This window comes from Azoarcus sp. KH32C, from assembly GCF_000349945.1.
GTDB lineage: Bacteria > Pseudomonadota > Gammaproteobacteria > Burkholderiales > Rhodocyclaceae > Aromatoleum.
Genome location: NC_020516.1, coordinates 4,619,452 through 4,643,514, shown reverse-complemented (window position 1 = coordinate 4,643,514; position 24,063 = coordinate 4,619,452). Strand labels below are relative to the sequence as shown.

20 protein-coding genes are annotated in these 24,063 nt (G+C 66.6%); 2 read left to right on the top strand and 18 right to left on the bottom strand.

Annotated elements, in window-relative coordinates:
- Window positions 1–66: 66 nt before the first annotated feature.
- Both ftsH and AZKH_RS20865 read right to left on the bottom strand, forming a co-directional pair.
- Window positions 67–1,989, bottom strand: coding sequence for an ATP-dependent zinc metalloprotease FtsH (gene ftsH, locus AZKH_RS20870; RefSeq protein WP_015437786.1), 1,923 nt, complete (start codon window positions 1,987–1,989; stop codon window positions 67–69).
- Between the two features lie 48 nt (window positions 1,990–2,037).
- On the bottom strand, window positions 2,038–3,510 hold the full coding sequence (locus AZKH_RS20865; protein WP_015437785.1) for an RNB domain-containing ribonuclease: 1,473 nt from the start codon (window positions 3,508–3,510) through the stop codon (window positions 2,038–2,040).
- Between the two features lie 232 nt (window positions 3,511–3,742).
- Here AZKH_RS20865 and AZKH_RS20860 point away from each other — a divergent pair, with 232 nt between their 5' ends.
- Complete coding sequence (locus AZKH_RS20860; RefSeq protein ID WP_015437784.1) at window positions 3,743–4,186, top strand: HIT family protein; 444 nt, start codon at window positions 3,743–3,745, stop codon at window positions 4,184–4,186.
- Between the two features lie 44 nt (window positions 4,187–4,230).
- Here the strand turns inward: AZKH_RS20860 and AZKH_RS20855 are convergent, their stop codons facing one another.
- The 13 genes from AZKH_RS20855 to AZKH_RS20795 form a co-directional block, all read right to left on the bottom strand.
- Window positions 4,231–5,385, bottom strand: coding sequence for a patatin-like phospholipase family protein (locus AZKH_RS20855; protein ID WP_015437783.1), 1,155 nt, complete (start codon window positions 5,383–5,385; stop codon window positions 4,231–4,233).
- A gap of 99 nt (window positions 5,386–5,484) precedes the next feature.
- Window positions 5,485–5,790, bottom strand: coding sequence for a hypothetical protein (locus AZKH_RS20850; RefSeq protein ID WP_015437782.1), 306 nt, complete (start codon window positions 5,788–5,790; stop codon window positions 5,485–5,487).
- A gap of 73 nt (window positions 5,791–5,863) precedes the next feature.
- A complete protein-coding gene (locus AZKH_RS20845) occupies window positions 5,864–6,937 on the bottom strand; it encodes a chemotaxis response regulator protein-glutamate methylesterase (protein WP_015437781.1) in 1,074 nt (357 codons plus the stop codon).
- Window positions 6,922–7,473 carry a chemotaxis protein gene (locus tag AZKH_RS20840; protein ID WP_015437780.1) on the bottom strand — a complete coding sequence of 184 codons (552 nt, stop codon included), beginning with the start codon at window positions 7,471–7,473 and terminating at the stop codon, window positions 6,922–6,924. Before AZKH_RS20840 ends, AZKH_RS20845 begins: the two co-directional genes overlap by 16 nt.
- Window positions 7,470–8,300 (bottom strand): protein-glutamate O-methyltransferase CheR, encoded by an 831-nt coding sequence (locus tag AZKH_RS20835; protein WP_015437779.1) that lies wholly within the window; start codon window positions 8,298–8,300, stop codon window positions 7,470–7,472. Before AZKH_RS20835 ends, AZKH_RS20840 begins: the two co-directional genes overlap by 4 nt.
- A gap of 29 nt (window positions 8,301–8,329) precedes the next feature.
- Window positions 8,330–8,875 (bottom strand): chemotaxis protein CheW, encoded by a 546-nt coding sequence (locus AZKH_RS20830; protein ID WP_015437778.1) that lies wholly within the window; start codon window positions 8,873–8,875, stop codon window positions 8,330–8,332.
- A gap of 21 nt (window positions 8,876–8,896) precedes the next feature.
- Complete coding sequence (locus tag AZKH_RS26425) at window positions 8,897–11,089, bottom strand: protoglobin domain-containing protein (protein ID WP_015437777.1); 2,193 nt, start codon at window positions 11,087–11,089, stop codon at window positions 8,897–8,899.
- Window positions 11,090–11,122: 33 nt separating this feature from the next.
- Window positions 11,123–12,745 (bottom strand): methyl-accepting chemotaxis protein, encoded by a 1,623-nt coding sequence (locus AZKH_RS20820; RefSeq protein ID WP_015437776.1) that lies wholly within the window; start codon window positions 12,743–12,745, stop codon window positions 11,123–11,125.
- A gap of 15 nt (window positions 12,746–12,760) precedes the next feature.
- The gene (locus AZKH_RS20815) at window positions 12,761–15,028 is read right to left on the bottom strand and encodes a chemotaxis protein CheA (RefSeq protein WP_015437775.1); all 2,268 of its coding nucleotides are present in this window, start codon (window positions 15,026–15,028) and stop codon (window positions 12,761–12,763) included.
- Complete coding sequence (locus AZKH_RS20810) at window positions 15,025–15,372, bottom strand: lipid asymmetry maintenance protein MlaB (protein WP_015437774.1); 348 nt, start codon at window positions 15,370–15,372, stop codon at window positions 15,025–15,027. The genes AZKH_RS20815 and AZKH_RS20810 overlap by 4 nt, the downstream gene beginning before the upstream one ends.
- Before the next feature lie 22 nt (window positions 15,373–15,394).
- Window positions 15,395–15,763, bottom strand: a complete 369-nt coding sequence (locus AZKH_RS20805) for a response regulator (protein WP_015437773.1) — start codon at window positions 15,761–15,763, stop codon at window positions 15,395–15,397.
- A gap of 12 nt (window positions 15,764–15,775) precedes the next feature.
- Window positions 15,776–16,963 carry a methyl-accepting chemotaxis protein gene (locus tag AZKH_RS27930; protein ID WP_015437772.1) on the bottom strand — a complete coding sequence of 396 codons (1,188 nt, stop codon included), beginning with the start codon at window positions 16,961–16,963 and terminating at the stop codon, window positions 15,776–15,778.
- On the bottom strand, window positions 16,960–17,319 hold the full coding sequence (locus tag AZKH_RS20795) for a PleD family two-component system response regulator (protein WP_015437771.1): 360 nt from the start codon (window positions 17,317–17,319) through the stop codon (window positions 16,960–16,962). Before AZKH_RS20795 ends, AZKH_RS27930 begins: the two co-directional genes overlap by 4 nt.
- A gap of 220 nt (window positions 17,320–17,539) precedes the next feature.
- Here AZKH_RS20795 and AZKH_RS27015 point away from each other — a divergent pair, with 220 nt between their 5' ends.
- Window positions 17,540–18,874, top strand: coding sequence for a nitrogen regulation protein NR(II) (locus tag AZKH_RS27015; protein ID WP_015437770.1), 1,335 nt, complete (start codon window positions 17,540–17,542; stop codon window positions 18,872–18,874).
- On the opposite strand, the gene AZKH_RS20785 is transcribed toward AZKH_RS27015, so the two are convergent.
- Genes AZKH_RS20785 through AZKH_RS20775 form a run of 3 tightly spaced genes read right to left on the bottom strand, consistent with a single transcriptional unit; the run spans window position 18,828 to window position 23,958 of the window.
- The gene (locus AZKH_RS20785) at window positions 18,828–20,702 is read right to left on the bottom strand and encodes a DAHL domain-containing protein (RefSeq protein WP_015437769.1); all 1,875 of its coding nucleotides are present in this window, start codon (window positions 20,700–20,702) and stop codon (window positions 18,828–18,830) included. The genes AZKH_RS27015 and AZKH_RS20785 overlap by 47 nt on opposite strands.
- A complete protein-coding gene (locus AZKH_RS20780; RefSeq protein ID WP_015437768.1) occupies window positions 20,699–21,661 on the bottom strand; it encodes a cytochrome-c peroxidase in 963 nt (320 codons plus the stop codon). The genes AZKH_RS20785 and AZKH_RS20780 overlap by 4 nt, the downstream gene beginning before the upstream one ends.
- Window positions 21,643–23,958, bottom strand: a complete 2,316-nt coding sequence (locus AZKH_RS20775) for an EAL domain-containing protein (RefSeq protein ID WP_015437767.1) — start codon at window positions 23,956–23,958, stop codon at window positions 21,643–21,645. Before AZKH_RS20775 ends, AZKH_RS20780 begins: the two co-directional genes overlap by 19 nt.
- Window positions 23,959–24,063 lie beyond the last annotated feature (105 nt).

The window sequence follows — 24,063 nt, the reverse complement described above, 5'->3', positions numbered from 1 at the left end:
TATTACCTGCTCCGAGCATTGGATGGCGATAACGCCCGGCACCCCGTGTCGGGCGTTCCTTTATGGCTAGCCGGGTTCTCGCTGATCGGAGGGTCGGTGAGCTGTCGTCTCGCCCCCCGAATCACTGTCCTTGCCGACTGGAGCCTGGGCGGACAGCAGCGCGTCCAGGGTGGCTCGGTCGACCACCTCCTTCTCCAGTAGCAGCTTTGCCAAAGCCTCCAGATTTCCGCGGTTGGCTTCCAGCGTTTTCACGACGCGAGCATGGGCGTCTGCCAGCAGTTTTCCTATTTCGTCGTCGATCGCCTGCGCCGTGCGGTCGCTGTAGGTGGCAGGCTGCTGCGACACTGGAATGTTGAGAAACGCCGAGGTACGGGGTTCTTCGAATGTGGCGAGGCCAAGTGATTCGCTCATTCCGTATTGCGTAACCATGTGGCGGGCCATGTCGGTTGCCCGCTGCAAGTCATTCTGCGCGCCGGTGGAAATGTCGCCAAAGACGAGTTCCTCTGCGACACGCCCACCCAGCAGAACGTCGATACGATCCAGGAGCTCGCTCCTTTTCAGCAGATACCTGTCCTCCGTCGGAATCTGCTGCGTATAACCCAAGGCCGCTATACCGCGGGGGATGATGGAGATCTTGCCGACACGATCGGCGTTTGGCCGCGCTTCGGCAACCAAGGCATGCCCGGCCTCGTGGTATGCCACTGTCTCCTTTTCCTTGGGATTCATGATTCGATTCTTTCTTTCCAGCCCCCCCACCACTCGGTCAATGGCCTCGTCGAAGTCCTCCATGTCGACGGCATCTTTTCCCGCCCGTGCCGCATGCAGTGCCGCTTCATTGACCAGATTGGCCAAGTCGGCGCCGGCGAAACCCGGAGTGCGCGCGGCGATGCTGGCGAGTTCGACGCTCGGCGCGAGGGTGACCTGCTTGCTGTGGACCAGAAGAATCTTCTCCCGGCCGTTCAAGTCGGGACGATCGATCGCCACGTGGCGGTCGAAGCGCCCTGGGCGCAGCAGCGCCGGATCCAGGATTTCCGGCCGGTTCGTGGCGGCCAGGATGATGACGCCTTTGTGGGTGTCGAAGCCGTCCATCTGGACCAGGAGCTGATTGAGGGTCTGCTCACGCTCATCATTTCCACCCACGACATTCATTCCGCGCGCCTTGCCCAACGCGTCGAGCTCATCGATGAAGATGATGCAGGGTGCCTTTTGCTCTGCTTGTTCGAACAGGTCGCGTACCCGCGCGGCACCGACACCAACGAACATTTCGACGAATTCCGAGCCGCTCATCGAAAAGAACGGAACTCCCGCTTCGCCCGCGACCGCTTTGGCCAGCAGCGTCTTGCCGGTGCCGGGTGCCCCGACAATCAATACTCCCTTGGGAATTTTCCCGCCCAGCCTGCGGTAGCGATCGGGGGCCTTGAGGAATTCCACCACCTGCATGAGCTCGTCCTTCGCTTCGTCGATGCCGGCTACATCGTCAAAGGTGACGCCCGTTTCCTTCTCCATGTAGACCTTGGCCTTGCTCTTGCCGATCGCCATGAGCCCGCCCGCGCCACCCCCCATGCGCTTGATGGCAAACTGCCAGATCCCGACAAAGATGACCGCAGGCAGAACCCACGACAGAAGGGTCGAAAGCCACTTGCTCTCGACCTGTCCGGCAAATCGGACTTTGGCTGCCTCCAGGTCCTGAACCAGGCTGGGGTCATTGACGCGAATGGTCGTGAAGAGGTGTTCGCCTTTTCCGAGTTGCTTGAGGCGCTCGGCCGTTTCTTTCGCGACCAATCCTTCTAGGGAGTCATCGGACAAGCTTCCTGAGATGGCCTGCTCGGTGAGCGTGATCTCTTTGACTTTGCCGGCGTGCAACAGCGCTTTGAATTCGCTGTAGGGCAGGCTTTCCACATGACCCTGGATGAAGAAATTCTGGATTGTCAGGATCACCAAGAACGCGGCAAGGAAATACCAGGCGATGACTTGCTGTTTCTGCTCCATACATTCACCTCTTGCGGGTCAGGTGCAGTGCGGTGCGATTCAAGGCGATCAGTGAGCAAGAACGAAGTCGATGAAACCGCGCTCGACTGAAGTCGATACGAGCTGCACCCGCAGCGATTGCCCCACTTTGAGCGTGGGAAGGTCGCCCTTGAGCCTTCCCTCGGCCGGTGGTTCGAATATGCGGACCCAAGTGCCTTTGTTCCCAACGCCGGTAACGAGCGCGTCAAATCGCTGCCCGATACGCGAATGCAGCAGCAGGGCTGCCTCCGACTTGCGAAGCTGGCGCTCGACCTTCTTTGCCGCATCCTCCTGCGAGGTGCAGTGCAAGGCCAGTTCGTCCAGTTCGTCATTGGAGTAGGGCGCTTGCACACCCGAAAGTGCAGCCTTCAGCAAACGTAACGTAATCAGATCGGGGAAGCGCCGATTGGGTGCCGTGGAATGCATGTAATCCTGCACGGCCAGGCCGAAGTGCCCGACAGGCGGACCCTGCGGTCGCTCTACGGCGTACTCCCCCGCGCCCATCAGTTTGACGATCACGAGCGACAAGTCCGGAAAGCGCAACGGGTCAAGCTTATGCTGGTGAGCGAGAAAGGCTTCGAGTGCTTTGCCATCCGGCGAGTCGGGGAGCGTTACACCATAATCCTTGGCGACGTCGACGATTCGCTGCCAGCGTTCGGGGGAGCGGACCACCCGCCTGAGAGAGGCCCTCCCGTGCTCCGCCAGGAAACGCGCCGTGCAACCGTTGGTCGCAATCATCAATTCCTCGATCAACTGGCGCGCCCGGTTCTTCGGTTGCTGCTTGATGTCGGTGATGCGGTTGCCTTCAAAGAGCGCACGGGGCTGAAAAGTCTCAAACTCCAGCGAGCCTTGAGCGTGTCGCAACACCCGTAATTTTTGCGCCAGCTCGTCCTGCATGCGCAGCTGGGTATTCATTCCTGCAATGCGGCGTGCGGCAGCCGGCAATTCGCCTTCGCCTTCAATCCACGCCGAGACGGCGTCGTATGCCAGCTGTGCCTTGTTTTGCACCAACGCGCGGTAGACGTTGGAGCTGACCAGGATGCCGTCGTCGGAGAACTCCATCTCATTGACCAAGGCCAACCGGTCCTCGTCGGGATTGAGCGACGTCAGGTTAGTGCTGAGCCGTTCGGGCAGCATCGGAAACACGCGGGCCGACGTGTAGACCGAAGTGGTGTTGATACGGGCATGCTCGTCGATCTCGGAGCCCTTCTTCACCATTGCATCAACGTCGGCCACGGCCACGAAGACGCGCACCTCGCCCCTTGGGAGGGCTTCGATTGCCGTCAGCTGATCCAGGTCGCGCGAATCGTCGTTGTCGATCGAGCACCAGGGCAACGAGGTCAGGTCCCGGATATCTGGGCCCTGCTCGCGAGAAGGGCCTTTCAGCTGGTTTAGCTGCTGCTTCACACCGGGGGAGAATTCCGGCTCCAGCCCGCGACTAAACATGGCCCATGCGGCAATGGTCGATAGATTGGCCCGGTGGTTGGTCAATGCGTTGCGCATTTTTGAGCCCGATGATCGGTTTCTCGTTTAATTGTGCGCTTTCGCGAAGCCACTGTCATCCCGGGCGACCGCGGCAGCCGATCCGCCAGCATTGGGAGGCGGCCCGGAACTGCGGAGCCAGCGGTCGTCTTGTGTTTTTGCGGCAATCCGGAAAGACTACTGCCAATCCGCAGAGCGGTGAAATGGTTGCGCGCGCAGACCGAATAGAACGGAGAACAGAAGGAGAATCGCCATGCCGAATTTTGTCGATACTTCGCCGCCGGGGCAGTGCATCTTCTGCCGCATCGTGTCGGGCGAGATTCCCGCCGCGAAGGTGTACGAGGACGCGCTGGCGGTCGCGTTCATGGACATCGGGCAGGTCAATCCGGGGCACGTGCTGGTCGCGACGAAGCGCCACGCGGTGACGCTGCTCGATCTGACGCAGGAGGAATGCGCGGCGGTGATGCAGACTGCGCAACGCATCGCGCAGGCGATCGGGCGGGAGTTCGATCCGGCGGGGCTGACGCTGCTGCAGGCGAACGGCCGGGAGGGTGGGCAGACGGTGTTCCATTTCCATATGCACGTGGTGCCGCGGCATGCGGAGGACGGTGTCGGCCTATCGTGGCCGCGCAAGGAGCCGCCGGTCGCGCTGTTGCGGGACTATGCCGAACGCCTGAGGGCAAAGCTGCCCGTCTAGTGTCCTGAGTTGCGGGACGTTCGGCTTTTGCGCGGCCCGGGCCCTCAGGCGGCGTCGGAAGAGGAGTCGTCGGCGAGGGGGACGACGAGGTCGGCATTGCGCATCCGCGTGCTCTTGCGGCGGCGCGCGGGCGTCGGAACGGGGGCTGCGGTTTCGGCCTTGCCCCGGCGCGGTAGCGCGGCGCCTTCGTCGGCGAGGAACCTCTGCGCGGAGCGGTAGCCGACGTCGAAGAGGCGGGCGAGGTTCGAGCGCGACCAGTCGAGCGAGGTCTCCCAGTCCTTGGCGGCGATGTCGAACTTCACCGGCAGCAGATTCCACTTGCCGGCGCGGTTGTGCCGTTCCTGGAAGATCTTCGTGTCGTCGCGCGCGATCTCGATCAGCGGCACGATGATCGATAGCAGCCAGGCGTCGTAGAGGTCGCGCGGCTTGCGCATCAGCTTTTCGGCGCCGAGCACGTCGAAGACGACAATGTCGCGGACCGAGCGTTCGTTTTCGACTAGCGACTTGTAGTTCAGGCAGTCGTGGGCGGCGCCTTCGTAGTAGAACTTCTCTTCGCCGGTCTTCGACTTCGGATCCTTCATCCGGTACGGCGGATAGAGGAAGGGGAAGGCGAGCGCGGCGCGGATCGTGTCGGCGTTGATTTCGCCACGGGCGCTACTGAAGTTCTGCATGTAGCGGTCGTCGATGTTGTAGGCATTGACGTAGAAGCGGGCGCGGTGCGCGTCGAGCGCGGCGAAATCGACGATGTGTTCGAGGAAGGGCACGGCGGCGCACAGGCCGAGGCTCTTGCCGTCGAGGGTGGTCGGGCAGAAGCTCGCGAACATCAGCTGCGCGAGGTCGGCGACGAGCTTGTCGGCGGCGCCGGTGCCGGCCGATTTCTGGATCGTCTGCAGGAAGGGGTTGGCCTGCACCAGGCTGCGGTAGAGGTCGGCGACCGCGCCGGGTTTCTGGAACACTTTGTAGTTGACCGGGTAGCGCTCGTAGATCGCGTCCGAGACCCCCATCTCGACCGTGCTGCGCAAGGCGGCCTGGACGTCGCCGCTGGCGGGTGCCAGATAGAGCAGGCCGATCAGGGCGCCGGCGCCTGCGGTCGAGACGACGTCGAATTCGACCCCGGCCTCGTCGAAGGCGGTGAGTGCCCCGGACATCAGCGTCGCGTTCGGCGCGCCGCCCCCGATGATCAATGCGGTTTTTGCCATTTGCCTTTCCCCTTTTGAAGATCGAGCGATCGGTCGCTCATTGACGTGTTGTCTGTGTGTTCTCCTGGGGATGCGGCTGGCTGCGCTGCGATGGTGCCGTCACCACTCCATCGGATGGCGCGCCCGCTTCGGATCCTCGGGATTCTCTGCCGGGTCTTCGGGGGTGCCGTCGTCGGCTGACGGCACGGAAATGTCTTGGGCGGAGGCCGGGTGACTGTCGTGCGAGCCGCGCGCGGAGGGCAGGGCGGTCGGGGGGCGTCGGCTCGCGTGCTCGGTCTTGGTCAACGAGGCGTCCGCGGGGGATGCTCCGAACAGGCACCAGCTGGCAATCGTCAGCGCGGCGACGAGGGCCGCGATGCCGACGATGGCGATTCTTGTCGTGCTGGTTGTAACTGTTTGCTTCATGACGAGGCAGTATGCGCGCGCCGTTTTGGGGGCGCAATTAGACGATAGGCATAGACGCGATGGGGGCGCGAAGCTAGCCGAAGCGGGCGATTTCGCCGGCGATCGCGCCCAACGGCACGCTGCGATTGACGGCGCCGAGTTTGACGGCTTCGCGCGGCATGCCATAGACGACGCTGCTCGCTTCGTCCTGCGCGAGGGTCGCACCGCCGCAATCGTGGATGTCCTTGAGGCCGCGTGCGCCGTCGTCGCCCATGCCGGTCATGATGACGCCGAGCGCGTTGCGGCCGGCGCCCTTGGCGACGGAGCGGAACAGGACGTCGACGGAGGGGCGGTGGCGATTGACGAGCGGGCCGTCGCTGACGTCGACGACGTATTGCGCGCCGCTGCGCCTGAGCTGCATGTGGCGTCCACCGGGGGCGATGAGTGCCCGCCCCGGGATCACGCGGTCGTTGCTGCGGGCTTCGCGGACCTCGATCTGGCAGAGTGCATCGAGACGGGCGGCGAAGGACGCGGTGAATCGCTCCGGCATGTGCTGGACGATGACGATGCCGGGGGCCGTGCGCGGCAGGGCGGTGAGCACGGCTTCGAGCGCCTGGGTGCCGCCGGTCGAGGTGCCGAGGGCGACGATGCGCTCGGTGGTCTGCTGCATCGCGGCCGCGGCGCGGGGAGTGAGCGGGTCGGCCGCCGGCCTGGCGGAGGGCGCGGGGGCGCTCGCCGGGCGCGGGGGCAGGCGGTTGAGGCGCGCGCCGGCGGCGGCTTTCACGGTGTGGATGAGTTCGGCTGCGGCCTCTTCGATCAGGAAGCGGCGTACGCCGATGCCGGGCTTGGTGACGATGCCGATGGCGCCGGCGGCGAGGGCTTCGATGGTGGTCGCGGCGCCCTTCTCGGTGAGCGAGGAACAGATGACGACGGGCGTCGGACGCTCGGCCATGAGCTTCTTGAGGAAGGTGATACCGTCCATGCGCGGCATTTCGATGTCGAGCACGATGACGTCGGGCCACTGCCGGTTCATCTTTTCGAGTGCGAAGAGCGGGTCGATCGCTGAGCCGATCACGTCGATCGCCGGATCCGCGGCGAGTACGCCGCTGACGACCTGGCGCACGACGGCGGAATCGTCGACGACGAAGACTTTTATCCGTTCAGGCATAGGGTGTTTCCTTCGCAGTTGGCGCACTGGGCGGGAGCCGCCGGCAGCACGACGTGCTTGACCCAGACGTTACCGGTCCACAGGTCGAAGATGACGTTGCGGTGGCCGGCGCCTTCGAGATCCTCGCGCGCGGGGCGGAGCCCATGGCGGCGCATCAGGTCGCGGCCGGCCTGGGCGTTCTTGCGGCCGACGTGATCGGCGGCGCAGCGTGCCGTCTTGCGCTGACGGTCCGGGAACATGTTGCCGCCACCGAACAGCTTGCATTCGTAGTCCTGCAGGCGGGTGCCGGCGCGCGTGAGCTCGCCGATCAGCAGGTGCAGCGCCTCGTCGGCGTACTTGCCGTCGAGCTCCTCGGTTTCGCCGCGCATGCGCGCGGGTAGCAAGTAGTGACACATGCCGCCGAGGTGACGTTGCGGATGCCACAGCGAGATTGCGACGCAGGAGCCGAGCAGGGTGCGGATGCGCGTGTGGCGGTCGCCGAAGTAGTGCTCGCCGGGGGCGAGGAAGATCTCGACGGTGCCGGGCGGCGTTTTCATGGCTTGCGGTAGACGGACGGGACGACCGGCTCGACGTGGTCGTTGATGCCGTTGAGGCTTTCCGAGTGGCCGACGAGCAGGTAGCCCCCGGGGCGCAGCGCGCCGAGCAGGCGTTGCACGACCTGGCGCTTGGTTTCGACGTCGAAATAGATCATCACGTTGCGCAGGAAGATGACGTCAAAGCAGCCGAACTGGGGGAGGCGTTCGTTGAGATTCACCTGGCGGAAGTCGATCCGCGAGCGCAGGCCGCGGTCGATCAGGAAGGTCCCGTCCTGCGCACCGATCCCTTTCAGGCAGTAGGCCTTGAGGTAGGGGCGGGGGATGTTGTCGGCACGCTCGATCGCGTAGTGGCCGCTGCGCGCCTGGGCGAGGACGCGGGTGCTGATGTCGGAGGCGACGATCTCCCATGGCGCGTCGCCGAGGCGGTCGGCGAGCAGCATCGCGAGGCTGTAGGGCTCCTCGCCGCTCGAGCAGGCGGCGCTCCAGACGCGGAAGCTCGCGCCGGGCCGCCTCGCGGGCAGGATGCGGTCGCGCAGCAGCGCGAAATGCCGGGGTTCGCGGAAGAAGTAGGTCTCGTTGGTGGTCAGCAGGTCAAGGGCGGTCTGCAGTTCCTGCGGTTCGCGGCCGCTGCCGAGCAGGCGCAGGTAGCCGCCGTAGCTGTCGAGGCCGTGGTGCTTGAGCCGTTTGTTGAGCCGTCCGCATACGAGCGCCTTCTTCTCCGGCCCGAGGTGGATGCCCGCGAGCCGGTGCAGCATTCTCTGGAACTGCACGAACTCGGCATCGCTGAGGCCGATGGCGACGGATTGTTCGATGAGGGCGGCCTTCATGTGGTCTCCGTGTGCGATCGCCGCGCGTGTCAGGCCGCTGCCCGCGCTTCCCGGGATTCGATGCCGGGGGCCGGCGCGAGCGCGGCGAGTTCGTCCATCGACAGGACCTTGTCGACGTTGAGGATGATGACGAAGCGGCCGTCGAGCTTGCCCATGCCGGCGATGAAGTCGGCGCGGATGTGGGTGCCGAAGGCGGGCGGCGGCTCGATCTGGTCGGACGGGATCTCGAGCACTTCGCTGACCGCGTCGACGATGATGCCGACGTCCTGGTGTCCGATGCCGTCGCGGGTGTCGGCGGTGGTCTCGATGATGACGATGCAGCTGCGGCGGTTGATCTTCGTCGCCGGGCCGGCGAAGCGGCGCGCGAGGTCGATCACCGGCACGACGGCGCCGCGCAGGTTGATCACGCCCTTGATGCAGTCGGGCATCATCGGCACCGTCGTGAGGCTGCCGTATTCGATGATTTCCTTCACGCGGAGAATGCCGACGGCAAACATTTCGCCGCCGAGCAGGAAGGTGAGGTGCTGCTGCTGGCCGACGCCGATCGGCTCTGCGAGGTTGAGGCGTGCGTTCATGGGAGTCTCCTGGCGTCGGGCTCAGAACTTGACGAAATCGGCTTCGGCGAGGGCGGACGCCGTCTGTCCGCCGCGCCAGCCTGCGTTTTCGCGCAGATGGACGACGCTGCTCCTGGCCTGCCGCGGCGCTGCGGCCGGCGCTTGCGGCTTCGGCTTCGCGGCGGGCGCCGCACCGGTGCGGAAGAAGGCCATCAGCTGCTGCAGCTGTTCGGCCTGACCGCCCATTTCCTCGGCGGTGGCGGCGAGCTGTTCCGAGGCCGAGGCGCTGTGCTGGGTCGTTTCGCTGAGCTGCGTCATCGCGTTGTTGATCTGGCTGACGCCGGTCGATTGTTCTTCGGACGCGGCGGCGATCTCCTGCACGAGGTCGGAGGTCTTGCGGATCGAGGGCACGATCTCGTCGAGGAGCTTGCCGGCGCGTTCGGCGAGCGAGACGCTGCCCTTGGCGACTTCGCCGATCTCTTGGGCTGCGACCTGGCTGCGCTCGGCGAGCTTGCGTACTTCGGCGGCGACGACCGCGAAGCCCTTGCCGTGCTCGCCGGCGCGGGCGGCTTCGATCGCGGCGTTGAGCGCGAGCATGTTGGTCTGGTAGGCGATGTCGTCGATGATGCCGATCTTCTCGGCGATGCTGTTCATCGCGGCGACGGTGCGGCTCACGGCATCGCCGCCTTCGCCGGCTTCGCGGGCGGCCTTGGCGGCCATGCCGTCGGTGACCTTGGCGTTTTCGGCGTTCTGGTTGATCGACGCGGACATCTGCTCGATCGAGGCGCTCGTCTCTTCGACGCCCGCGGCCTGCTGGCTGGAGCCTTGCGCCAGCGACTGGGCGGTCGCGCTGACCTGCTCGGAGGCGCTCGACAGGTTGTCGGCGGCGGCGCGCACTTCGGTGACGGTGTCGGCGAGCTTCGCGATCGAGCTATTCACGGCGCCCTTTAGTTCGTCGAAGGCGCCGCGGTAGTCGCGGGTGATGCTCTGCGTCATGTCGCCTTCGGCCATCGCGGCGACCACGCGCTTGACGTCGGTGAGCGGGGCGACGATGGCGTCGAGCGTGTCGTTGATGCCATTGACGATCACGCGGAAGTCGCCCTGGTGGCGGGCGGCGTCGGCGCGCGTGTCGAGACGGCCGGCGAGCGCGGCGTCGGTCAGCGCGTTGACGTCCTTGATGACGCCCTTGAGGTTGCCGCGCACGTGCTCGATGACGTCGTTGATGAAGGCCTTCTTGCCCGGGAACTGTTCGAGCGGGGCGTCGAAGTCGCCTTCGCCGAAGGCCTTCACGCAGGCCATCGCCTTCTTCTTGACGGCGATGTGGCCGGCGACCATGTTGTTCACGCCCTCGGCCATGGTCTTGTAGGCGCCGCGGAAGCTGTCGGCGTTGATGCGCACGTCGATGTCGCCGGCGTCGTGTTCGCGCGACATGCGATCCATCTCGCTGATCGTGCGGCGGAGATTGTCGATCATGCTTTGCAGGCCGGTGCCGAGGCGGCCGATGGCGTCGTCGCCGGTGATGCCGACTTCGGCCTTCAGGTCGCCGGCGGCGGCGGCGTCGACGACGCTGAGGAGCTGCCTGACCTTGTCTTCGAGCGCTTCGCGGCGATGCTCGGCTTCGCGCTGCTGGGCTTCGATCTGCTGCGTGAGCTTGCCGATGTAGGCGTCGATCGCAAGTCCCATGTCGAAGAAGATCACCTTCGTGAGCGATTGCAGCGCGTCGCAGAACTCGCGCTTGCGGTCGCGCCGGCTGAAGACGTCACTCAGGCCGCCACCCATGCCGCCGCGCGCGACTTTGTCGAGCAGCACTTCGGTGACTTCGCGCAGGAAATAGTTGTAGGTGCCGAGGTACCACTGCGGCTTGAGGTCGACGCGCACGTGGGAGAGGCCGACCGTGACGCGGCCGGTGACGTAGCTCTCGTCGTAGTTGCCCGACAGCAGCTGGCTAAAGTAGCGGGTCTGCATCCCCTTGAGGCGGTTGATGTTCGTTTCGTCGCCGAGCTTCTGGCGCGAGTGCTCGAACTTCAGCAGGTGGGCGTAGAGCTTGTCGACCGTGGCCGTCATCGTCTCCTGCAGGACGGGGGCGACGGCACGGATGCGCTGGGCGTCGCGCTCGTCGATGTCGAGGAACTGTTTGCGCTCGTGGATGCGGCCGTTGTCGAGGCCGATGATGCGCATGATGTCCTGCAGTTCGTTGCTGTGGCCGGAGGCGGCGTGATGGGCATGGGGGTTCATCGAAATCTCCTTCGACGTTTCTGGATGGTCGGCTTAGAAGCGGACGAATTCCGGTTCGCCGAGGCCGAGTTCGGACCGGTCGGCGAGCCGGCCGCCGCGGCCCGTCATGCTGGCGAGCCGGTTGCGCGCGATCGCTTGCGGCGCCGTGGACGGGCGGCTGTCGGTCTTGAAGAAGGCCATCGCCGTCTGAAGTTGCTCGGCCTGGCTGCCCATTTCCTCGGCGGTGGCGGCGAGCTGTTCGGAGGCCGAGGCGCCTTGCTGGGTGGTCTGGCTGAGCTGGTTCATCGCGGCGTTGATCTGGCTGACGCCGGTCGATTGTTCTTCGGACGCGGCGGCGATCTCCTGCACGAGGTCGGAGGTCTTGCGGATCGAGGGCACGATCTCATCGAGGAGCTTGCCGGCGCGTTCGGCGAGCGAGACGCTGCCCTTGGCGACTTCGCCGATCTCCTGCGCGGCGATCTGGCTGCGCTCGGCGAGCTTCCTGACTTCGGCGGCGACCACCGCGAAGCCCTTGCCGTGCTCGCCGGCGCGGGCGGCCTCGATCGCGGCGTTGAGCGCGAGCATGTTGGTCTGGTAGGCGATGTCGTCGATGATGCCGATCTTCTCGGCGATGCTGTTCATCGCGGCGACGGTACGGCCCACGGCCTCGCCGCCTTCGTCGGCTTCGCGTGCGGCTTTCGCGGCCATGCCGTCGGTGACCTTGGCGTTCTCGGCGTTCTGGTTGATCGAGGCGGACATCTGCTCGATCGAGGCGCTGGTCTCCTCGACGCTCGCGGCCTGCTCGCTGGAGCCTTGCGCGAGCGACTGGGCGGTCGCGCTGACCTGTTCGGAGGCGCTCGACAGGTTGTCGGCGGCGGCGCGCACTTCGGTGATGACGCTCGACAGCTTTTCGACCATGTTCTTCATCGCGGCGAGCAGCTGACCGGTCTCGTCGCGCGATTCGACCTCGATGCGCGCGGACAGGTCGCCGGCGGCGAGCTGGTTGGCGATGGCGACGGCGCGGGTCAGCGGACGTGCCACGCCGCGGGTGATCCACAGTGCGATCGACAGCGCCGCGACGAAGGCGATGCCGGCCAGCGAGACCATCAGCATGCGGCCCGATGCGTACTGCTCGGACGCCTCTTCCCCCGCCTTGACCATCAGTTCGCCCTGGTAAGTGACGAGGTTCTGCACGGCGTCCGTGTAGTCGCGCAGGATGCCGATCAGCTCGGCGTTGAGGTAGGCGACGGCTTCCTCGCGCTTGCGGTCGGTGGTCAGCTTGACGATGCGGTCGCTGCCTTCGAGATAGCGCGCCCGCTGGTCCTTGATCACCTTCAGCAGCGCGATGCCTTGTTCGGTCGTCACGACCGCGTCGAGCTTTTCGAGGTTTTCGCGGATGCGGCGGCGGGCGTCCTCGATGGCGTTCTGCTCGCCCTGCCAGCGTGCGGCATCGTCGGTGAGCAGCATGTTGCGCAAGTGACGGGCGATCGCGCCGACGTCGCTGTTGATCGCGTTGGCCATCACCGTTTTCGGATAGCGGTCCTTCACCATCAGCGTGATGCTGTCTTCGAGTGCGCCCATGCGCACGATGCCGACATAGGCGATCGTGAGCAGCAACAACAGGAGGGCGCCGAAGCCGAGCGAGAGCCGCAGGCCGATTTTCATATTGCGGAACATTGGAAGTCTCCTTGCTCAGTGAATGGCTAGAGGCGATGCGCTGGCGGGAAGTGGTCTGCGTGTTTGCGCCGCGGTATCGGGCCGTTCGCCGGCTTCGCGGCTCGCCGCCTGCTGCACGGTGGCGGGAACGTCGAGGATCAGCGCGACTTCGCCGCTGCCGAGGATGGTCGAGCCGGAGATGCCGCGCAGGTGGCGGAAGACGGCGCCCAGCGGCTTGATGACGGTCTGCAGTTCGCCGAACAGGCGATCGACGACGAGGCCCGCCTTCTGTCCGGCGAAGGTCACGACGACGACGTTCTCGCGCCGGGCGGCGTCGCCTTCGATGCCGAAGAGTTCGCGCAGGCGCACGAAGGGCAGCACTTCGCCGCGCAGGTTGAGGTAGTGGCGGCCGTTGCCGGTGCTGCGCTCGCTGTCGGGCAGTTCGAGGCATTCGACGACCATGTCGAGCGGCACGACGAAGGGCGAGCCGGCGACTTCGATCAGGAAGCCGTCGATGATCGCGAGCGTCAGCGGCAGGCGGATGCGCATCGTGGTGCCCACGGCCGGGGTACTGTCGATCTCGATGCTGCCGCGCAGCGCCTCGATGTTGCGGCGGACGACGTCCATGCCGACGCCGCGGCCGGACAGGTTGGTGACCTGTTCGGCGGTCGAGAAGCCCGGTTCGAAGATCAGCTTGAAGACTTCGTGGTCGGAGAGGGCCTGGCCGGGTGCGACGAGGCCGCGTTCGATCCCCTTCTGCAGCAGCTTGTCGCGCGGCAGGCCCCCGCCGTCATCGGAGACTTCGATGATGATGCTGCCGGACTCGTGGTAGGCGTTGAGCCGCACCGTCGCAGTCGCCGGCTTGCCGCGGGCGGTGCGCAGGTCGACCGGCTCGATGCCGTGGTCCATCGCGTTGCGGACCAGATGCATCAGCGGGTCGTTGATCTTCTCGACAACCATCTTGTCGAGCTCGGTATCGTCGCCAGTCGTGACGAGTTTGATGTCCTTGCCGAGTTCGCGGCTGACGTCGCGCACGACACGGTGAAAGCGGCTGAAGGTCTCGCCGATCTCGACCATGCGCAGGCTGAGCGCGCTGTCGCGCAGCTCCTCGATCTGGCGGCCCATCAGCGACATCGCCTCGTTGAGGAGCCCGTCGCCGCTGCGGCGCGCGTGTAGCGCGGCCGACGCGCTGGCGATGACCATCTCGCCGACCTGATTGATCAGCGCTTCGAGCTTGGCGGCGTCGACGCGCACGAACTTGGCTTCCTGGCCGCGGCGTTCCTGGCTGCGGCGCGATTCGCCCGTGGGGGCGCGCGTCGCGGGCGGGGCGGCAGCCGGCTCCGCGACGAGAGGTTCCGCGACCGGGGGCGCAGCGGCGGGCGGCTCCGGGGGCGCGGGTTCGTCCGCCATCGCGCAGGCCAGCTCGACCGCATCCAGCGTACCGCAGGCGAGCAGCAGTTCGGCGGCGCGTTCGCGGCCTTCGGGGAGCGTCGCGATCAGTTGCCGGTAGTCTTCGAGCGGGCTGTGCGGCGGCAGGATGGCGATGCGGCAGTCGTCGCGGACGAAGTCGAAAGCGCCTTCGATCGCCTGCCGCTCGGCGGTGCTGCGCAATGCGATCTCGAAGCCGAGGTAGCAGCGCTCGGGGTCCATCGTGTCGGCGGCGGGCATGCCGTCCCACAGTGTGACGGTGCGCTCGACTTCGCCGAGCGTCGCGAGGTAGCGCAAGAAGGCGGCCGGGTCCATGCCGTTGGCGAGCACGTCGGGGCCGAAGCGCAGCGAGACGTGCCAGGTGTCGCTCGCGACGCCGCCGTGGGCGGGCGACTCGTCGTGGCGCGGGCAGGGGCCGAGTCCGCAGTCGGTGGCGCGGCAGGTGCTTGCGCGGCAGGGGCCGTCGGCGGCGGGCACGACGTCGTACGACAACAGCCGGCGGAGCCTTTCGAGCAGGGCTTCACCGCGCGGCGCGACCGCGTCGGCAGCGGCGGAGTCGTCGCCGGAGACGGTCGCGACGAGGTCGCCGATGTGGTCGCGGCATTCGAGCAGCAGCGCCGTCAGGGCGTCGTCGATCGGCAGTTCGCCTTCGCGCGCGCGGTCGAGCACGCTCTCGGCGACGTGGGCGAAGCGCACGATGCAGTCCAGCCCGAAGAGCCCGGCCGAACCCTTGATCGTGTGGATCGCGCGGAAGGTCGCCGCGATCGCTTCGGCGTTGTCGGGCTCGCGTTCGAGCAGCAGCAGGCAGTCGTCCATGCTCGCGAGCAGCTCGTTGCTTTCCGCGATGAAGGTCGGCAGGGCGGCGTCGATGTTCATGCCGGCTCGTCCGCGTCGGACATGTCGGCGATCGGGGCCCCGAGTGCGGGGACGCCGAAGAAGGCGCCGAGTCCGAAGAGTTCCAGCAACTCGCCGACCGCGGGGCTGATCGCCGCCAGGGCAAACGCCTTGCCGATCGCCTCCGCGTGCTGGCGGGCGAGGAGCAGGAGCTGCAGGCCGGCGCTGTCGATCTCTTCGACGGCCGAGAGATCGAAGGTCATCTCGTTGCATATCTCGAAGCGGGGGAACATCTCGCGGTGCACCCCGGCCGCCGCATAGATCGTCATTTCGCCGGCGAAACGCAGGCAGGCGGGCGTGACGGTGGTGTCGAAGGTGATTTCCATGTTCCGTTCCTTCTTTGAGCGCTCAGGGCAGGACGAGCTTGGAGACCGCGGCGAGCATCTGCGCCGGCAGGAAGGGCTTCACGACCCAGGCCTTGGCGCCCGCGGCCTGGCCTTCGAGCTTCTTCGCCTCCTGCGATTCGGTCGTGAGCATGATCACCGGCGTGAAGCGGTGCTCCGGCAGCTTCTTCACTTCCTTGACGAAGCTGATGCCGTCCATGACCGGCATGTTCACGTCGCTGATGATCAGATGGACCTTGCGTCCGCCGATCTTGCCCAGCGCGTCCTTGCCGTCGCAGGCCTCGATGGTGTCGTAACCCGCGCCCTTGAGCGCGATGCTGACCACCTGGCGCAGCGAGCTCGAGTCATCCACAACGAGAATGGTCTTGGCCATGATGGCGCTCTCCTAGAAAAATGTGATTTCGCTTGTGGCGGGCCGGGCTGTCCCGCCGCCGTGATGGACGACGCGCTGCTCCTCGGTCGTGTAGCTGCGCGCGAGCTCGTCGAGCCAGGCTGCGACGTCGATTGCCGCCGCGTCCTGGGCGGCGAGCTTCTGCATGTCGTCGTCGAGGTGGCCGAGCATCTGGCTAATGCGGTCCTGGAACTGCAGCGACACGAGCACGTCGGCGACTTCGCCGCGGATGCCGCTGCTCTCGCGCTGCAGAATCTCGGCCGAGGCTTCCAGGCCGGCGGTCGCGCAGTGGAAGCGCTCGAGGATCGAGGCGACGGCGGCGTCGGCCTCGGAGATGCTCTGCTCGTCGGTATGCGCCTGCTCGTTGGCGGCATGCAGCGTGGCGTCGATCGCCGCGGTGACGGCCGCGATATTGGTGCTGATGTGCTTGCCGGTTTCGCTCGACTGGCGCGACAGCTCGCGCACCGCGTCGGCGACGACTGCGAAGCCGCGTCCCGCCTCGCCGGCGCGCGCCGCTTCGATCGCCGCGTTCAGTGCCAGCAGGTTGGTCTGGCCGGCGATCTTGCCGACCTCGTCGGCCATGCCGCGCAGCTCGTCGGCGAAGGCGGCCAGACGTGCGATCTCGTCGAGCAGGTGCATCTTGCTGTCGAAGGCGGTGCGCAGTGAGGCGAGGATCGCGCCGAGCTCGCTGCGGCTCGCTTCGAGCATCCCGACGATGCCGTCGCCGCCCGCCGCACCATTGCCGGCGGCTTCGTGCGAGGCGCGGACCGCGGTGTCGAGCTTGTCGGAGATGCCGGCGAAGCGTGCGGACAGGGTGCCGATCGCTTCCTCGGTCTGCATCCGTACCGTCTGCAGGTGCCGGCTCCATACCGGCAGGATGCCGCCGCACAAGGCGGCGAACTGCCCGGCGGCCTGTTCGCTGCGCGCAGTTCCGGCGGTCGCCTCGGATTCGATAAGTGCCGTCACTTCGCGAACATGGCGTTCGGCGGCGCGGCGGCAGGCGAAGACGGTGCCCCACGCGGCAGCCACGCCGCCGGCGAGCAGGATGCCGGCGAGGACGAGGTTTCGCGTCGTGATGTCGCCGATGGTGAGGGCAAGGCCGGCACCGACCACGGTGGCGAGGAGCGGCGCCAGCCAGACGGCCGCAGGGACGCCGCAGGGGCGGATCGCTTGATCGCTCACGAGTTCGCCTCCGCGAGGGATTGCACGATGCAGGCAAGCACTTCGAACTCGCCCGATTTGTCGAAGAAGTAGTCGGCGCCTTCCGCCTTGCAGCGCTGGCGGTAGATCTCGTGGTTGCTGAACATCAGCACCCAGGTCGCCGGGCGTTCGCGCTTGATGGTCTGCAGCAGCTCGATACCGTTGCCGTCGGGCAGTTCGATGTCGAGCAGCACCAGTTGCGGCTGGCACAGGCGGAATCGTTCGAGGGCCTGGCGCAGGGTGTCGGCGATCTCGGTTTCGAGTGCCGGAAGCCGGCCGAAAGCGTGCTGGAGGCGCTTGCTGACAGGCTTCGAATCTTCGACGATGAGCAGCTTCATCGGGTGTCCCGCTGGCTGGTTCTGGATGGACACATTTGAGAGGAAGACGGCCGCCGGCACCGTCGGGGAAGGCGGAATCGCGTGTCAGGAAGCGCTGCTTTTGCCGTCAGGAAATCCCTACACGGGCATGACAGCGGGGCGGGGGCGCGGAGCTTTCGAGCACGGGCCCGGTCAAACTGTCCGTTCCCGGAAGCCCATCCCAAGGGCGAAGGAGGAAGTCATGGCTGCCAACGAGCCCCTGATCGACGCCTCGGACGAACCGGACGCGCCGGGTGACGGCGTGCAGCAGCTGACGGCGGCGTTCGCCCGCCTGTCGCGCACCTACGAACTGATCCTGCACGCGACGACCGAAGGCGTCCTCGGCCTCGACCAGGACGGGCGCATCAACTACGCGAATGCGGCCGCGGGACGGATGCTCGGCCGGCAGGTGGAAGACATGCTCGGGCAGACCGTCGACGTCGTCGTCGGGCGCGGCGCCGACAGTACTGCCGAGGCGGCCGGGACGGTCCCGTGGCGCCCGCCTTTCACGAGCGAACAGGCGCGCCGGCGCAGCGAATTCCACAGGCCGGGCGGCGCTGCCTTCGCGGTCGAATACAGCGTCGCGCGGATCATCGAGGACGAGGCGTGCGAAGGGGCCGTGCTGGTCTTCAGCGACGTCAGCGACCGCGACCGCGCGGAGCGGGCCCTGCAGGAGAGCCTCGTCGAGCTGCGCGAAACCAACCAGCGCCTGTCCGACACGCGCGACCAACTGCTGCAGTCGGAAAAGATGGCCGCCATCGGCCAGCTCGCGGCCGGCGTGGCGCACGAGATCAACACCCCGATCGGCTACGTGAAGGCCAACGTCGGCACCTTGCTGCGCTATTTCAACGATCTGATGACGCTCGTCCAGACCTACGAGCAGACCGAGCACCACCTCGATTCCGAGCACCAGGCCCTGCTGCGCGCCGCGCGGCAAGCCTGCGACCTCGATTTCCTGCGCGAGGACACGCCGGCGCTGCTCAATGAAACGCAGTCCGGCCTCGCCAGCGTTGCCCGCATCGTCCGCGAGCTGATGGAGTTTTCCGCGAGCGGCGAGCAGGGCGAGTGGCAGTCGAGCGACCTGCAGCAACTGATTGAAGGCGCCATCATCGCGGCCGCGAGCCGCACGGGCAGCGATGCGACGATCGTGCGCGAGCAGGGCGAGCTGCCGCCGATCTTCTGCCTCGCGTCGGGCATCCGTCAGGTGTTCTCCAACCTGCTCGTCAACGCGATGCAGGCCGTCGGGCAGGGCGGACGGATCGTCGTGCGCTGCGCCGGCGAGGACGGCGAGCGGGTGCGCGTGGAGATCGAGGACGATGGCGAAGGCATCACCGAGGAAAACCTCGCCCGCGTCTTCAATCCTTTCTTCACGACCCGCCCAGTCGGCTCGGGCACCGGCATGGGCTTGTCGGTCGCCGATACCATCGTGCGCCGCCATGGCGGGCGCATCGAGATCGATAGCGCCCGTGGCCGCGGGACCACCGTGCGCGTTACGCTGCCGCTCGCTCCGGAAGCGGTTCCGGGGAGCACGAGCTGACGGGGGCGTCCGCCGGCATCGGCAGATCGAGCGTGAAGACGGCGCCGCGGCCCGGACCGTCGCTGTGCGCGCTCAGCGTGCCGCCCATCTCGCGCGCCGCCAGCGCGCAGCTGTGCAGTCCGAAGCCGTGGCCGTTCTTGCGCGTGGTGAAACCGTGGCTGAAGATGCGCGTCAGGTTTTCGGGCGCGATGCCCTCGCCCTCGTCCTCGACGCGGATGCGCAGCCGCGGCCCTTCCGTGCCGTCATCGACGAGTGCTGCGCGCACGGTCATGCGGTGGGGCCGCTCGCTCGTCGCGTCCATCGCCTGCTTGGCGTTGCTGATCAGGTTCACGAGGATCTGCAGCACGCGATGGCGGTCGAGCGGCAGTTCCGGCAGATCGGCGATCTCCCTGACGACGGTCACGTCGTGGCGCGCGAGCGATCCCGCATTCATGCGCAACGCGTCATCGACGAGATCGCGGATGCGCACGGGCTCCACTAGCTGGGAGGCGCCTGCGTAGGACTGCTGGGTCGCGACCACCTCCTTGATGTGATCGATGCTGTTCGTCAGCCGCCCGAGTTCGTCCATGATCTCCGCCTGCTCGGCGCTCAGCGCCTCGGAGAGCTTCGCCAGATAGCCCGGCAGCAGCTTGCCCTTTTCATCCTGCGTCAGGAACTCGCCGAGCTCCGCGGCGTGCTCGTTCATCATCGCGACCGCCCGCGCCAGTCCGCCGGCCTTCGACCCGCGCACGCGTCCGGCCACGTGGCTCGCCGAGACATTCACGCTGTTGAGGACGTTGCCGACGTTGTGCAGCACGTTGGTCGCGATCTCCGCCATCCCGGCGTGGCGCGCGGCGTCGACAAGTTCCGCCTGGGTCTCGTGCAGTTCGCGCGTGCGTTCACGAACCCGCTGCTCCAGGCTTTCGTTGGCTTCCTGCAGCTCCCGATTGACGCGCTTGACGACGCCATGGTTGCGGATCGCGCTATACGCCGCGGGGACGAGCAAAGCCGTCAATAGCGCCGCGAAGCCGAGCAGGTAGCGCCCGTAGCGGTGGCGTTCGGTGCTGGCCCGCAGGTATTGGTCGGACAGCAGCGCTTCGATGTCGTCGATGTGGCGGTCGATCGACACGGCTGCGATCTCGTCGAGCAGGCCGATGAGGACTCGGTGTTCGCGCAGCACGGTGCGGATGTGGGCAGCAAAGACGTCCAGCCGTTCGCGGATATCCGCCGGCAGTTGGTCCGTGTCGGCGGCAATGCGGCTCAGTGCGTCCTCGACCTCGCCGGCCCTGTCCTCGGAGCCGTCGTGGCCGTAGACGAAGGCCGCCAGCAGCAAGTCGTCCGTGTCTTCAGGAATGCGCCGCATGCCGCCCGACCGCCGTGTCGCGGTCTTGGCCAGTGCCGCGTCCACCAGTTCCTGCACGTCGTCGGCGGCGGTGGGAAGAAAGGCCATCGAGTTGCGCAGCACCGCGTTGTGGGACTTGAAGTGTTCGATCAGTTCGGTCTTTTGCTGGATCGATCGATCGAGCGCATCGATGTTTTGTACCAGGGCTGAAGGCGTGTCGGCCAGTCCGTCGGCGACCAGTGCCCGGAGTTCCGCCTCCATGCGTCGGAACTCGGGCAATGCGGCCGCCAGGGGGTCGTAATGCGTGTTGATGCCGAGCCGCGACTTCAGCGCGTCGAGCTCCCAGTGTGCGTCGAGGTGCTCGATCTCGCGCAGGTTGGCCAGATTCTCGAAATGGCGCGTCTCGTCGTAGGCGCGCGTTTTGGCGTAGAGGAAAGCCAGCGCCGACGTGAGCACCGCGACCATCGCGGCAATGGCGAAATAGATGCGCCGTTTCGGATGCGTCATCGCGGCCTCCCTGCCACGTCGCCGGTCAGCGTTTCGAGGAATTTGACAATCGCCACCTTGTCGGCCTGCAATGCGGGGCGGCCGAGCTGATATCGGAACATGACGTCGACTGCGTCGCCCAAGGTCTTGGCCGATCCGTCGTGGAAGTAGGGTGCGGTCAGGGCGACGTTGCGTAGGCTCGGGACCTTGAAGACATGCGTGTCTTCGACATCGCCGGTGATGACGTAGCGCCCGAGGTCGGCTTCGGTCATGTGGCCGCGCTTCGCGAAATAGTCGGCCATCACGCCGAACTTCTGGAACATGTTGCCGCCGACGTTCACGCCCTGATGACAGGTCACGCAGCCGTATTGCTTGAACTTCGTGTATCCGGCCTTCTCTTCGGCGGAGAGCGCGTCGCCGTCGCCGCGCAGGTAGCGGTCGAAGCGTGAATCGGGCGTGATCAGCGTGCGCTCGAAACTCGCGATCGCATCCTGGATGTTCGCCTTCGTCACGCCATCCGGGTAGCTGCGCGCGAATTCGCTCCGGTAATTGGGGTCGCGCGCCAGCTTGGCGACGACGTCCTCCCACTTCGATCCCATCTCCACCGGATGCTGCACGACGGCATCCACCTGCGCTTCCAGCGTGGCGGCGCGTCCGTTCCAGAACTGGCGGAAATTGAGTGCGGCGTTGAACACGGTCGGCGCATTCACCGCCGTCTGGCGTCCGTCGAAGCCGATCGACCGGTCGCGTCCGTCGGCGCCGCCCTTGTCGAGAGCGTGACAGCTCGCACACGACACCGCGCCATTCGCCGACAGGCGCGGCTCGTGGAAGAGGCGGCGGCCCAGCGCGGCGCGCGACGGGTCGGGGTTCAGGTTCGCCGGAAGCGGCTTGATCGGCTCGCCGTCGAGCGGCGCCGCGAACGCCGGTGCGGCCCCCGCGATCAGCACGACGATGGCAAGTCTTAGCGGCTGGCAGAACATAGCGTTTCCTCCACGGCGGTCGGACCGCTGACGGCCCGATGGGCCCGCAGCCACTCGGCTGCGACGGTGGCCGGTTGCGGTTGTGCGAACAGGAAGCCCTGCGCCGTCTCGCACCCGCAGGATGCCAGGAAGTGGGCCTGGGCCTGGGTCTCGACCCCTTCGGCGATGACGTCCAGCTTGAGCGCCTGGGCGAGCGCCATGATGATGCGCACGATCTGCGCGTCGCCCGCGTCGCGGTCGGCGTTCCTGACGAAGGAACGGTCGATCTTCAGCACGTCGATCGGCAGGCGGCGCAGGTAGGCGAGGCTCGAGTAGCCGGTGCCGAAGTCGTCGACCGCGACCGTCACGCCGATCCGGCGCAGGCGGTCGAACACCCCCGAGATTTCCTCCGGGTTGGCCATGATCACGCTCTCGGTCAGCTCGACGGCGAGATCCCCCGGCGTCAGTCCGTATTTCCGCGTCAGCCCGGCGATGCGTTCAGCGAGGTCGCCTTCCTGCAACTGCTTGGCCGAGATGTTGACCGCGATCCGGATCCGGCCGAGCCCTTGTTCCCGCCAGGCGCGCGACTGGCGGCAAGCCTCCTCGAGCACCCAGTTGCCGAGCTCGTGGATGATGCCGGTCTCTTCCGCGAGCGGAATGAAGTCGTTCGGCGGCACCAGGCCGCGTTCCGGATGGCGCCAGCGCACGAGGGCCTCGACGCTGCACGCGTTGCCGGTCGAGAGCGAGACGCCGGGCTGGTAGAAGACTTCCAGCTCCCCCTTGCGGACGGCGCTGCGCAATTCCATTTCCAGCTGCAGGCGCTGCCCGGCCTTCTCGGTCATCTCCACCTGGAAGAAGCGGAAGGTGCCCCGGCCGGCCGACTTCGCCGCGTACATGGCCGCATCGGCGTGCTTCATCAGCGTCACCGTATCGGCGCCGTCGTCCGGAAAGCACGCGATGCCGATCGAGGCGCAGACCTGCAAGGTGTGGCCGTCGAGCTCCATCGGCGCATTGAGCCGCGTGAGGAGCTTCTTCGCGAGTCCGGCGCAGACTTCCGGTTCGCCGACCTGTTCCAGCAGGATGACGAACTCGTCCCCGCCCATCCGCGCGACGGTGTCCGACTGGCGCACGCTCTCGCGCAGGCGCCGCGCGACCTCCTGCAACAGCGCGTCGCCGGTGTCGTGGCCGAGCGAGTCGTTGATGTGCTTGAAGCGGTCCAGGTCGATGAACATCAGGCCGAGGCGCTCCCCCGTCCGCCGCGCGCCGGCGAGGCTGTGTTCAAGGCGGTCGAGCAGCAGCGCGCGGTTGGGCAGGCCGGTCAGCGGATCGTGGAAGGCCAGGTGGCGGATGTGCTCGTCCTTCCTGCGCAGCTCGGTGATGTCGTTGAAGACGCCGACGTAGCGCAGCGGCCGGCCGTCCTCGCCGGCCACCATGCCGATGCTGAGCCATTCGAGGTAGGCCTCGCCGCTCTTTCTGCGGTTCCAGATCTCGCCTTCCCAGCGGCCCTCGCGCAGCAGCGTCTCCCACAGCTCGCGGTAGAACTCCGGATCGTGGCGATCCGAGCGCAACAGGCTCGGGCTGCGGCCGATCGCTTCCTCGGCCACATAGCCGGTGATCGCGGTGAAGGCCGGATTCACGGACAGGATGGTGCCGGCCGTGTCGGTGATCAGCACGCCGTCCATCGTGTTGTCGAAGACGCTGGCGGCGAGCTTGAGCGCCGCCTCGGCGCGGGCGTGCTCGTCGATCTCGGCCTTCAGGGCGTCGTTGGCGCGCTTCAGGTCGTCGGTGCGGCGCTGGATCACGGCATCGAGATCGGCCATCTTGAGCGCCGCCCGCTCGGTCATCTGCCACTTCGCGGTCAGCGCGTCGGCGAGCTGGCGCACCTCGATCGTGTCGAAGGGCTTCTTCAGGATCAGCAGCCGGTCGCCCACGTCGAGCCGGTTCAGCACCTCGTCCCACGCGTAGTCGGAATAGGCGGTGCAGATCACGATCTGCAGCCTTGGGTCGGCCTGCCACAGCCGCTCGATGGTCTCGACGCCGTCCCACCCCGGCGGCATGCGCATGTCGACGAAGGCCATCGCGTAGGGCCGGCCGGCACCCAGCGCCTGGCTGACCTTCGCGAAGCCTTCGTGGCCCTGATAGGCGGAGTCGAGCTCGAAGGCCAGCTCGGGCTTGCGCACCGGCGCGCCGAACAGCGCCGCTTCGACTTCGTCCAGTTCCGAGTCGCCCGGCGTATCCGCGAGGATCTTGCGGAAATCCTCATGGATCGCGGGTGTGTCGTCGATCACCAGGATGCGGCGATTCTGTAGCCTGTGCATGGATTTTGCCTTCCCCATCGATGCCTGCCGGCGAAGCGGCGCTGGATGGCATTAAGCCTCACGCGCGTCCGGGCCGCCGTCGGGAAAGGCGGATAAGCGCGTAGG